The organism is Candidatus Dactylopiibacterium carminicum (assembly GCF_014736495.1).
In the GTDB taxonomy this organism is placed as follows: domain Bacteria; phylum Pseudomonadota; class Gammaproteobacteria; order Burkholderiales; family Rhodocyclaceae; genus Uliginosibacterium; species Uliginosibacterium carminicum.
The window spans coordinates 38,780-49,892 of record NZ_MDUX01000024.1 but is presented as its reverse complement, the minus strand read 5'-3'; the positions used below and the strand labels follow the sequence as shown (position 1 = coordinate 49,892).

The following is an 11,113-nucleotide window of genomic DNA, read 5'->3' as shown; positions in this document are numbered from 1 at the left end:
CCACTTGGTTGCCAGCTTAAGGCTTCGAAGTGTCTAGTGAACCGGGGGCGATTCAGGAGAACCTCCGGATCCAGATGAATGGTGGTATTTTTCACGAGAAACAGGCCAGCATATTTCATTCTTTACCCTGAACACGCTTAAAACAATGGCCGCTGCGCTGGAGATGAAATTTATTACTTTTCGAGGACTGCATTTGTTTACGAGATCCCCTGCCAGTTCACTGATCTTTCGACTTGCTACTGGCCGTCTTCATCCCTTGGCCAGCTATTGGGCCAGACGGCGACTGGGGTCACGTATCCCAACTGACCATTCCCAGGCCGTCATGCGTTTGCAGTTATCTCAGTCTTCAAGCCAAGATCATGCAGGATGAGGTCGAAGATGTCTTGAATTTCCCAAGATTGTCTGTTGTGTGCGCTGTCAGGAATTCGGCGTACTGCGTGCAAGGGTTGCTGGACTCCTACCGACGCGAACGCTCGGCTACAACCGAGCTGATTGTTGTTGATGCGCTGTCGACGGATGGGACAACGGAGCTGCTGCAAGCCAATCAGGACATCATTAATTGCCTTGTCATTGAAGAAGATGATGGTATTTACGATGCTTGGAATAAGGCTGTACGGTTAAGTCGAGGTATTTACGTTAGTTTTATCGGTGCGGATGACCGAATAGCACCGGGGGCTCTAAAAGAGCTTTGTTCAGCCGTGCAAGACAATCCCGGCCGAGAACTTATATATGGTTTTAATGTGCACACCGTTTCTGGAGTGCCGGTTGGTTTGCAGGGCCAGCCTTTCATACGTGAACGCATGCAAATCAATCAGATGCTGGCACATGTGATGGCGGCGCATCGGCGGCAATGGATCATTGATTCCGGCATGTTCGACAAGTGCTTCCGCTCTTCAGGCGATTACGACTTCCTCCTGCGCAATCGGTCCAGCATGACGGTGAAGCAGATCGATGCGGTGTTGGCTTATGTTGAGGATGGCGGCATAAGCCGGCGTGCGTGGTGGCCTTTTTTCGAAACACGCGATGCGCGCCGCCGCAACGGGATGTCCTGGTTTTTGGCCAACGCTCTGTTGCTGAGAGCCCTGGTCGGTCGGCTAGGGCGACTGCTGCTTGGCTTGAGAATATGAGGGCCACAGGGATGCGTGTGATGCAAGGGCTCCAGTCGGAACTGCGGAAACAGATTTGAATATGAAGGTTGATTTTGATACGCAGATCTTTGCTGCCCAGGAGTTTGGTGGCATTTCCCGCTACTACGCCAGCGTCGCACAGGCTATGCGGGATGACTTTGATGTGGACGCGAAAGTTGTCGCGCCACTGCATTTCAACGCCTATCTTCAGGCACTCCCCAAGCGCTACTGGATGGGACGCCACGTCGTGCGCCCGCCCCGCTTTACCAGCCTTGTTCGGGTGGCCAGCATGGGGCTTTCTGTGCCGGTGCATTGTGCCCGCCGGGCGGACATCCTCCACGAAACCTATTATTTTCCGCTGACCATGCCTTCACTGGCTCGGCGTAGGGTGGTAACGGTGTATGACATGATCCACGAGAAACGGCCTGACAGTTATCCGGCGAGAGATCCTGTCCGGCACTGGAAGCGCAAGACCGTGGCGCGTGCCGATCACGTCATCTGCATTTCCGAATACACCCGCAAAGATCTGCTGGATCTCTACGACCTTCCTCCCGAGCGGGTCTCTGTCGTCTATCTAGGTTACGACTCGCTGGAAAGACGACTGGATGCAGAGCTGGGGAGCGATTTCCGGCTGCGTGTGCTGGGCTCTGACGAGCCGTACATTCTGTTTGTTGGTCAACGCGGGGGCTACAAGAATTTTTCGGGCTTGTTGCAGGCGTATGCGAGTTCACTCTGGCTGCGCCAGAACTTCCGGCTGCTGTGTTTTGGTGGAGGGCGCCTGAGCGAGGCTGAGTGCGAGGCAATCAAACAACTCGGTGTTGAGGGGCGGGTACAGCAGGTCGGCGGCACAGATGATGAACTGGCGCGCTGCTACCGGTATGCCGCACTGTTTGTGTATCCGTCTGCTTACGAAGGATTTGGCATTCCTCCGCTTGAAGCCATGTCGCTGGCTTGTCCGTTGGCTTGCAGTAATGCCACTTCGATTCCCGAGGTGGCAGGCGATGCCGCCGAGTATTTTCAACCAAACGAGCCGGACTCCATCCGCCAAGCGATGGAGCGGGTGCTTGGTGCTATTGATGTCGCCCGTGAATTGGTGGTACGTGGTCGTGCACAGTGCCAGCGCTTTTCATGGCGGCAATGCGCAGGGGAGACTCTGGGCGTCTATCGTCAGCTTTAGAACTCCCGGAGAGATGTGATGAAGGCACTTATTTGTGGAGTAGGCGGGCAGGACGGATCCTATCTGGCTCGCCTGCTGCTGGCCAAGGGCTACGAGGTGTGGGGTACTTCGCGAGATGCGCAGATCGCGTCCTTTGCCAATTTGGCGCAACTTGGCGTGCGCGATGCGGTGCAGGTTCGCTCCATGGCACCGAATGACTTTCGTAGCGTGCTAACCGTTCTACGGGCTAGCGAACCAGATGAGATCTATTTTTTGGCCGGCCAGAGTTCGGTGGGGCTTTCGTTTGAGCAGCCTGTCGAAACGCTTGAGAGCATCACACTGGGAGCGCTGAACCTGATGGAAGCTATCCGTCTGTTGGGACGGCCGATCAGGCTCTATCACGCAGGATCCAGCGAGTGCTTCGGCGATGTGGGTGAAGTGGCTGCCGACGAGACGACGCCTTTTGCTCCGCGCAGCCCATATGCGGTGGCAAAGGCATCGGCGCACTGGTTGGTTGCAAATTATCGCGAGGCTTACGGGTTGTTCGTGTGCAATGGCATTCTTTTCAATCACGAATCGCCCCTGCGCCCAACTCGTTTTGTGACGCGCAAGATAATCTCTACGGCATGCCGGATTGCGGCCGGTTCGGGCGAGCGCTTGGAGCTGGGGCGTTTGGATATCGTGCGGGATTGGGGCTGGGCGCCGGAGTATGTGGAGGCCATGTGGCGCATGCTGCAGGGAGAACAGGCAAGGGACTATGTGATTGCGACCGGCCAAGCGCAGTCCTTGCAGGACTTCGTTGCTGCAGTATTTGCAGAATTCGATCTGGACTGGCGTGCGCATGTGTGTTCGAACCCTGCCTATTTCCGGCCAACCGATCTGGCCTGGAGTCAGGGCAATCCGGCTCGCGCCGAGCAGTTGCTGGGCTGGCGTGCCGGGTTCAGGATGCGTGATGTAGTGCGGGAAATGGTGGTCGCTGAACGCGAGCAGATGCAAGGCAAAGGCTGAGCAATGAAAATTTCGATAGTGACTGCGGTGTTCAATGCTGCTGGGACGATTCAGGAAACCATTGACGCCGTGGCTGCCCAGACATATCCGCAACGTGAGCATATCGTGATCGATGGCGGTTCGCGGGATGGCACTGTCGAGATCATTGAGCGTAACCGCGACAAGCTGGCGTACTTTGTCTCCGAGCCTGATCGTGGCGTTTACGATGCTATGAACAAGGGATTGGAGCGCGCTTCGGGTGATGTGGTCGCCTGTCTCAATGCAGATGACGTTTACGTGTCGCCACGAGTTCTGGCGCGTGTGGCGGAGGTGATGGTTGATCGAGACGTGGCCGGGTGTTATGCCAATCTTTATTTCGTCCGCCAGCATGACCCCGCGCAGATCGTCCGCCGGATGCGTTCGCAGCCCTATTGCCAGGGCTTGTTCGAGCGTGGCTGGATGCCGCCGCATCCGACCCTGTTCATACGCCGCGATCTGTTGACCCAGGTGGGGGGGTTCGATCTGGCCTTCCGGCTGCAGTCCGACTTCGATCTGGCCATCCGTTTGTTCCGACTTGCCGGGGAGAGAATCCGATATGTCGATGAGACGTGGGTTCGCATGCGTATGGGGGGGCTCAGCAACCGGAGCTGGCGCCACGTATTGCGTGGAAATCTCGAAGCCTATGCAGCCTGTCGGAAGAATGGGTTGAATGTTTGGCCTTGGTTCCCCGTGCAGAAGGTGCTTTCGCGTATTCCTGAGTTTCTGAGAAAGAGCGGTGCTGGGGGAGGCTCCGCTCTGCCATGAGGTTTTTGGTAACGGGTGCCACTGGATTCGTCGGCAGCGAGTTCTGCGAACTGGCTCAGGTGCGCGGGCATTCGCTGCTTCGTGTGTCGCGGCGAGCGCCCGAAGTCGCTTCCGCTGAAGTTGTGGTCGCTGATCTGGAGGCAGCACCAGACCTATCCGCCGTGCTAGCCGGTGTTGACGTGGTGGTGCACCTTGCGGCACGCGTGCATAGCATGCGCGAGGATGCTGATGATCTGGAAGTGGCCTATCGTGCGGCCAATACCGAGGTGACGCGGCGTCTGGCCGAGCAGGCTGCGGCTGCAGGAGTGCGTCGTTTCGTATTCGTGAGCAGCATCAAAGCCATGGCCGAGCGTTCCCCCGGGCGGGCGCTGACCGAAGCGGATGCGCCCGCTCCAGAGGATCCCTACGGCCGTTCCAAGCTGCTGGCCGAGCAGGTGTTGCGCGAAGTGGCCGAAGCGCATGGCATGGAGTGGGTGGTGCTGCGTCCGACACTGGTGTTCGGCGCTGGCGTGGGAGGTAACTTCGCGCGCCTGCTGAGTCTGGTGGATCGTGGCCTGCCGCTGCCTTTGGGGCGGGCGCAGGCTTTACGCAGTTTCATCAATGTGTGGAATTTCGCGGATCTTATCGAGCGTTGTTGCGTGCATCCAGCGGCAGCGGGGCAGATATTTCTCGCTGCGGATTGTTGTTTGGGAACGGCTGAACTGATCCGGGCGTTGGGGCATGTGTTGCAACGACCGCTGCGCTTGCTGCCAGTACCGATGAGTTGGTTGGATGCGTGGGGACGAATGCTGGGGATGCGGGGTGTTGTCGAGCGTTTGACAGGGGAATTGCGGGTGGACGCCGGGCATGCGCGTGAAGTCTTGGGTTGGCAGCCTCGGATCTCATTGGAGGACGCCCTGCAAAGAACAGCAAGGGCCTGGCGGGAGGCGTCTGGACGTTGAGGGAGATCGGGGTGTCATTGTTATGGTTGGGGCTCTGCCTGCTGGTCAGTCTGGCGGGCACACATATCCTGCGCCGCTATGCCTTGGCCCATCGGGTGATCGATACACCCAACGCGCGCAGTTCGCATACGGTGCCCACTCCACGCGGTGGTGGTGTGGCCATCGTGCTGAGTTTCCTGTTGGCTCTGTCGCTATGGCATTGGCAGGCGGGAGTTGATCCTGACTTGTTCTGGGCCCTGCTGCCTGGCGGGGCATTGATCGCTGCCATCGGCTTCTGGGATGACCACCGGCCCTTGTCGGCAAAATTGCGCTTTGCCTTCCATCTGCTGGCGGCGGCCTGGGCGATGTGGCAGCTGAACGGCTGGCCTGTGCTGGATTTCGGGTTTGCCGTGTTGCCCTGGGGCGCTGCGGGTGCATTGGCAGGCGGGCTGTTCATCGCCTGGGCAATCAATTTCTACAATTTTATGGATGGCATCGATGGCCTGGCAGGAATGCAGGCCGTTTTTGTCGCTGGAGCCGGTGGTGGTCTGCTGTGGCTGCTGGGGAGTGACGCCATGCCACTCTGGCTGCTGGCTGCTGCCGCGGCGGGTTTCCTGCTGTTGAACTGGCCGCCGGCACGCATCTTCATGGGGGATGCAGGGAGTGGTTTTCTGGGGTATGCGCTGGCCGTGCTTGCCCTGCATGCAACCCGCAGTGGCGCGACGGCGTTCTGGCCCTGGCTTATCCTGCTGGCGGTGTTTTTCACCGATGCCACCCTGACCTTGCTCAACCGTGCGAGGCAGAGGATCCGGGTGACCGATGCGCACCGCACGCACGCCTATCAATGGGCGTCGCGCCGCTTGGGGGGGCACAAGCCGGTGACGGTGGCTGTCCTGCTCATCAATCTATTTCTTTTGTTGCCTGCGGCACTCGCTGCGCAAGCCTGGCCGATGACCGGGCCGTGGCTTGCCGTGTTGAGCCTGCTGTTGCTGGGCTGGCTGGCGTGGCGGCTTGGGGCCGGGCGGCCTGAATAGGCGCTCTGTTTCAGAACGCAAATTTCTGGTGCGGCAGGCGGCTGCGCGAGGATAATGGGCGCCTTGCCGAATCGCCTGTTGGCGCTTGCCATGCCCGATACTTCCTTCATCCTTGCGCCCAGTCTGTTGTCTGCCGATTTCGCCCATCTTGGTGACGAGGTCGAGCGCGTCATCGCTTCCGGTGCCGACTGGCTGCATTTCGACGTGATGGACAACCATTACGTGCCCAATCTGACCATCGGTCCACTGGTCTGCGAAGCCATCCGTCCGTGCACACAGGCGCCGATCGATGTTCACCTGATGGTGGAGCCCGTGGATGCGCTGGTGCCGATGTTTGCCAAGGCCGGTGCGAACATCATCACTTTCCACCCCGAAGCCTCACGCCATGTGGATCGTACGTTGCAGCTGATCCGGGACCACGGTTGCCAGGCCGGGCTGGTATTCAACCCTGCCACGCCGCTCGATTGGCTGGAGCATGTGTTGGACAAGCTCGACATCATCATGTTGATGTCCGTGAATCCGGGGTTCGGCGGACAGAGTTTCATCCCCTCGACGTTGCCCAAGGCTCGCACAGCGCGTGCGCGTCTGGATGCCTATGAGCGTGAATCAGGGCGGCGCATCAGGCTTGAGATCGACGGTGGCGTGAAGCCGGCGAACATCGCTGAGATCGCTGCTGCAGGGGTAGATACATTCGTGGCCGGTTCGGCAGTATTTGGTGCCGGCAAGGATTCCGATCCGAATCGTTACGATTCGGTGATTGCCGCGATGCGTGCAGCGTTGACGAAGGTGATGTGAGGTAGTCGTGAAGCGTATTGTCGGTTTCATCTGTGCCGGGCTCATCTCGGGCTTGGTGCAGGCGCAGTGGCTGGATGAAGGGCAGGAGTCTCTGGGGCCTCTGGTGCCGGGCGAGCCGGTCGAGCGGGTGTTGTTCGACAGTCGGCCGGTGGGTGAGGGCAGCGACGAAGCACCGCCCTCCGAGGCCTTGGCGCGTCGTCAGGCAGACAGCGAGGCTCTGGTGGCGATTTCCCGCAAATTGCGCCTGCATGTCGGCAAACTGGCCGCTGACTATCCCCGCAATGCCGAGGTAGTGATCGAAGCTGCGCTCTTCCCGAACGGCCGGGCGCTGTTCCCGCGCGTGGCGCGTTCCAGTGGATACAAAGCGCTGGATGAAGCGGTACTGCAGGCCCTGCGCCGTGCTGAGCCACTGCCGGTACCGCCGAGCATGATCGAGGCTGATGCGGGCCAGTTGATCCGTCTGGTGTTTCGCCCTCATCCGCGCAGTTAGGCGCGCGAGGCAGCGGGCACGGGGTGTAGTTGACTCGTCTCAGCCAGGGCGCTGCGTTTCCAGGCGAACATGTTGCCTTCTGATTGTCTCCCGCTTGCCGGACCTGCCATGAAAAGCTTCGCTCCCCGTGCCATCTTCTTCGACCTCGATGGCACTCTCGTCGATTCCGTCCCCGATCTGGCCGAGGCCGTGCGCCGCATGCTGGTAGAACTGGGCGAGCCTTCGCGTACCGATGCCGAGGTTGCCACCTTTGTCGGTAAGGGCATTCCCACGATGGTCGAGCGCGCGTTGACGGTCGGCCGCGCCCCGATATCTCCAGAGCTTCTGGCACAGGCCATTACGAGTTTCATGCGCCATTACGAAGATACCAACGGCAAGCTCACGCGCGCCTATCCTGGCGTAGTGGAAGCTTTACCCGTACTGCGTGCGCGTGGACTGAAAATGGGCGTGGTCACCAACAAGGCCGAAGCCTTCATCGGCCCCTTGCTCGATGAACTGGGATTGGGCGGGTTCTTTGACTGCCTTGTGGGTGGCGATTCCCTGGCGAAGAAGAAACCGGATCCCGAGCCGCTGTGGCATGCCTGCCAGACAGTGGGCGTCTCGCGCGAGGAAGCGCTGATGGTTGGAGACTCCGGCAACGATGCGCTGTGCGCACGCCGTGCCGGTATCCCCGTGCTGCTGATGACGTATGGTTACAACGAAGGCGTTCCCGTGGACACTGAAGATTGCGACGGGTTACTATCCAGCTTCCTCGAACTGCCGCCTTTGCTGAAGACTGCATGAAGCAGTCCTTCCCAGCAGCGACAATCCCGGATTTCTTCTCGTGACTTGCAAAAGCCCGTTTCTCGCAAAGGAGACCCTCCCGGCTTGCGCAGCCCTTGGTTGGCGGCGCGGCGGGAGTTCATGGCGCGCGCTCTGATGCAGCGTCACGGGCCGGCGTCCGCTGGCCGACTATTCCCCGAATTGCAGAAACCGGAGTCATGATGACCGAACAGGAATTCCTGGCGCTCGCCGCGCAAGGCTACAACCGCATTCCGCTCACCGCCGAGACCTTCGCGGATCTCGACACCCCGCTCTCGCTCTACCTCAAGCTCGCCAACGAAGCCAATACCTATCTGCTCGAATCCGTGCAGGGGGGGAGCGTTTCGGGCTTTATTTCATCATCGGTCTGCGTGCCGACACCCGTATCGAAGTCCGTAGCCGCAGCGTGCTGCTGCTGACGGGTGACCGCATCGTCGAGCGGCGGGATTATGGCGATCCGCTGGCTTATGTCGGCGAGTTCATGCAACGCATCAAGGTGCCGCCGCGCGCCGGCCTGCCGCGTTATTGCGGGGGGCTGGTTGGCTGCTTTGGCTATGACACGGTGCGCTACATCGAGCCGAAGCTGGCCTAGCATCAAGCCAAGGATGAGCTGGGCACACCGGACATCCTGCTGCTGCTCTCGGAAGAGATCGCCATCGTCGACAACCTTTCCGGCAAGCTGACCCTGGTGGTGTATGCCGAACCCGAGGTGCCGGGAGCCTGGCGTCGTGCCCAGCGCCGGCTGGAAGAGTTGCTGGCGCGTTTGCGTGAGCCGGTGGCGGTGCCGCAACCGGTTCCGGCCGACCCTCAGCCGGCCGTTTCCAGTTTCGGCGAAGAGGCGTTCAAGACTGCGGTGCGCCGCGCCAAGGATTACATCGTCGAAGGCGACGTCATGCAGGTGGTGCTGTCGCAGCGCATGAGCAAACCCTTCGCGGCCGATCCGCTGACGCTGTATCGTAGCCTGCGCGCGCTGAACCCTTCGCCCTACATGTTCTATTTCAAGTTCGAGGATTTTCAGGTCGTCGGCTCCTCACCGGAGATTCTCGTCAAGCTCGATCACGAAGGTGACCGTCAGCGCGTGACGGTGCGTCCCATCGCCGGCACGCGCAAGCGCGGCGCTACTTCCGAGGAGGATCTGGCACTGGAGCGCGAGTTGCTGGCTGATCGCAAGGAGCTGGCCGAGCATCTGCAACTGCTGGATCTGGGCTGCAACGATGTCGGCCGCGTGGCAGCCACCGGCACGGTCCAGGTCACCGAGCAGTTCACCGTCGAGCGTTACTCGCACGTGATGCACATCGTCTCCAATGTCGAAGGATTGCTGCCCGCAGGTCAGGACAAGCGCGCGGCCACGCTCGCGGTACTGCGCGCGGCCTTTCCAGCAGGAACCGTCAGTGGCGCGCCCAAGGTGCGCGCGATGCAGATCATCGACGAGCTGGAGCCGGTCAAGCGCGGCATCTATTCCGGCGCCTGCGGCTACATCGGCTTCGATGGCGAGCTGGACGTGGCCATCGCCATCCGTACGGCCGTCGTCAAGGACGGTCAGCTGCACGTGCAGGCGGGTGCCGGCATCGTTGCCGATTCCGATCCAGATGCCGAATGGCAGGAGACACTCAACAAGGCACGCGCGGTGATCCGGGCTGCCGAGATCGCGGAGCGCGGTCTGGACATCAGCCGCACTTGAAAGCCAGCCAGCAGGGTCGCCCAGGCGATCCTTTTTTCAGGAGGCCAGCCATGCAGAACTTCAGCTATTACAACCCCACACGCATCATTTTCGGCAAGGGCCAGATTGCGGCCGTCGCGGCACAGATTCCTGCGGGCAGCAAGGTGTTGGTGACCTATGGCGGCGGCAGCATCAAACGCAATGGCGTGTATGACCAGGTCGCCGCGGCACTCAAGGCACATGCCTGGCTGGAGTTCGGCGGTATCGAGCCGAATCCCCGTTACGAAACCCTGATGCGTGCGGTCGAGATCGTCAAACGCGAAGGCGTGGATTTCATCCTCGCCGTGGGTGGCGGCTCCGTGGCTGACGGCAGCAAGTTCATCGCCGCCGCGGCTTTGTTCGAAGGTGCTGATCCGTGGGATATCCTTGGCAAGCGCGCACCAGTGAGCGCTGCCTTGCCGCTGGGTGTGGTGCTCACCCTGCCAGCCACCGGTTCCGAATCGAATACCTTTGCCGTGATTTCGCGCGAGGCGACGGGGGAGAAATACGGTTTCGGCAGCGAGCATTGCTATCCGCGTTTCGCCGTACTGGACCCGGAAACCACTTACAGCCTGCCGCCGCGCCAGGTAGCCAACGGCATCGTCGATGCCTTCGTGCACACCATCGAGCAATACCTGACCTATCCGGTCGGGGCCGAGCTGCAGGATCGTTTTGCCGAAGGCATCCTGCAGACCCTGATCCGGGTCGGGCCTCAGGTCCTGGCGCAGCCGCAGGACTACGTGTTGCGGGCCAACCTGATGTGGACCGCCACCCTGGCACTCAATGGCCTGATCGGTTGTGGTGTCCCGCAGGACTGGGCAACGCACATGATCGGTCATGAACTCACGGCCGAATACGGGCTCGACCATGCCCGCACCCTGGCTGTCGTGCTGCCGGGCGTGTGGCGTCACAGTCGTACCGGCAAGCAGGCCAAACTGCTGCAGTTCGCCGAGCGGGTGTGGGGATTGCATGAAGGCAGCGAGACCGAACGCATCGAAGCGGCGATCGAGCGTACCGAGGCTTTCTTCAAATCCTTGGGCGTTGAGTGCACCCTGGCCGGCAATGGTGTGGCGGACAGCAAGGTGGCCGCAGAGCGGATTTCCGCACGCCTGGCCGCTCACGGCATGACTGCATTGGGCGAGCGGGGCAGCATCGATCCAGCGGCTGTGCGCGCCATTCTGAGCAGTCGCTGATCCGGCCGTTCTTCTTCACATGCGAAAGCGCAGCCTCGGCTGCGCTTTTTGTTTGTCCATGGTGCGAGAAAGGCCTTTGGCCCGCCCTGATGCACAACATCAGGGCG

General features: G+C 60.5%; 10 protein-coding genes and 1 pseudogene. All 11 read left to right on the top strand.

The window, feature by feature from the left end; genetic code table 11:
- The first annotated feature begins 359 nt into the window (after positions 1-359).
- The gene (locus BGI27_RS09015) at positions 360-1,127 is read left to right on the top strand and encodes a glycosyltransferase (protein ID WP_095524535.1); all 768 of its coding nucleotides are present in this window, start codon (positions 360-362) and stop codon (positions 1,125-1,127) included.
- A 61-nt stretch (positions 1,128-1,188) separates the two neighbouring features.
- Entirely contained in the window at positions 1,189-2,304 is a 1,116-nt protein-coding gene (locus BGI27_RS09010; RefSeq protein WP_095524534.1) for a glycosyltransferase family 4 protein, read from the top strand.
- A gap of 18 nt (positions 2,305-2,322) precedes the next feature.
- Positions 2,323-3,291: a GDP-mannose 4,6-dehydratase gene (locus BGI27_RS09005; RefSeq protein WP_223871713.1), complete on the top strand. Its 969-nt coding sequence runs from the start codon at positions 2,323-2,325 to the stop codon at positions 3,289-3,291.
- 18 nt (positions 3,292-3,309) lie between these two features.
- Entirely contained in the window at positions 3,310-4,074 is a 765-nt protein-coding gene (locus BGI27_RS09000; RefSeq protein ID WP_239591142.1) for a glycosyltransferase family 2 protein, read from the top strand.
- On the top strand, positions 4,071-5,015 hold the full coding sequence (locus tag BGI27_RS08995) for an NAD-dependent epimerase/dehydratase family protein (protein WP_095524531.1): 945 nt from the start codon (positions 4,071-4,073) through the stop codon (positions 5,013-5,015). Before BGI27_RS09000 ends, BGI27_RS08995 begins: the two co-directional genes overlap by 4 nt.
- Positions 5,016-5,026: 11 nt before the next feature.
- On the top strand, positions 5,027-6,028 hold the full coding sequence (locus BGI27_RS08990; protein ID WP_223871712.1) for an MraY family glycosyltransferase: 1,002 nt from the start codon (positions 5,027-5,029) through the stop codon (positions 6,026-6,028).
- A gap of 90 nt (positions 6,029-6,118) precedes the next feature.
- A complete protein-coding gene (gene rpe / locus BGI27_RS08985) occupies positions 6,119-6,823 on the top strand; it encodes a ribulose-phosphate 3-epimerase (protein WP_095524543.1) in 705 nt (234 codons plus the stop codon).
- A gap of 7 nt (positions 6,824-6,830) precedes the next feature.
- Positions 6,831-7,313 carry a TonB family protein gene (locus tag BGI27_RS08980; RefSeq protein WP_095524529.1) on the top strand — a complete coding sequence of 161 codons (483 nt, stop codon included), beginning with the start codon at positions 6,831-6,833 and terminating at the stop codon, positions 7,311-7,313.
- A gap of 108 nt (positions 7,314-7,421) precedes the next feature.
- Complete coding sequence (locus BGI27_RS08975) at positions 7,422-8,096, top strand: phosphoglycolate phosphatase (RefSeq protein WP_095524528.1); 675 nt, start codon at positions 7,422-7,424, stop codon at positions 8,094-8,096.
- A 200-nt stretch (positions 8,097-8,296) separates the two neighbouring features.
- Positions 8,297-9,795, top strand: a pseudogene (trpE, locus tag BGI27_RS08970) (anthranilate synthase component I).
- 50 nt (positions 9,796-9,845) lie between these two features.
- Positions 9,846-11,006, top strand: a complete 1,161-nt coding sequence (locus BGI27_RS08965; RefSeq protein ID WP_095524527.1) for an iron-containing alcohol dehydrogenase — start codon at positions 9,846-9,848, stop codon at positions 11,004-11,006.
- The last annotated feature ends 107 nt before the right edge of the window (positions 11,007-11,113 follow it).

Coding starts and splice junctions, on each gene's coding strand:
- BGI27_RS09015 (WP_095524535.1), top strand. CDS start 360: ATGCAGGATGAGGTCGAAGATGTCTTGAATTTCCCAAGATTGTCTGTT.
- BGI27_RS09010 (WP_095524534.1), top strand. CDS start 1,189: ATGAAGGTTGATTTTGATACGCAGATCTTTGCTGCCCAGGAGTTTGGT.
- BGI27_RS09005 (WP_223871713.1), top strand. CDS start 2,323: ATGAAGGCACTTATTTGTGGAGTAGGCGGGCAGGACGGATCCTATCTG.
- BGI27_RS08995 (WP_095524531.1), top strand. CDS start 4,071: ATGAGGTTTTTGGTAACGGGTGCCACTGGATTCGTCGGCAGCGAGTTC.
- rpe (WP_095524543.1), top strand. CDS start 6,119: ATGCCCGATACTTCCTTCATCCTTGCGCCCAGTCTGTTGTCTGCCGAT.
- BGI27_RS08975 (WP_095524528.1), top strand. CDS start 7,422: ATGAAAAGCTTCGCTCCCCGTGCCATCTTCTTCGACCTCGATGGCACT.
- BGI27_RS08965 (WP_095524527.1), top strand. CDS start 9,846: ATGCAGAACTTCAGCTATTACAACCCCACACGCATCATTTTCGGCAAG.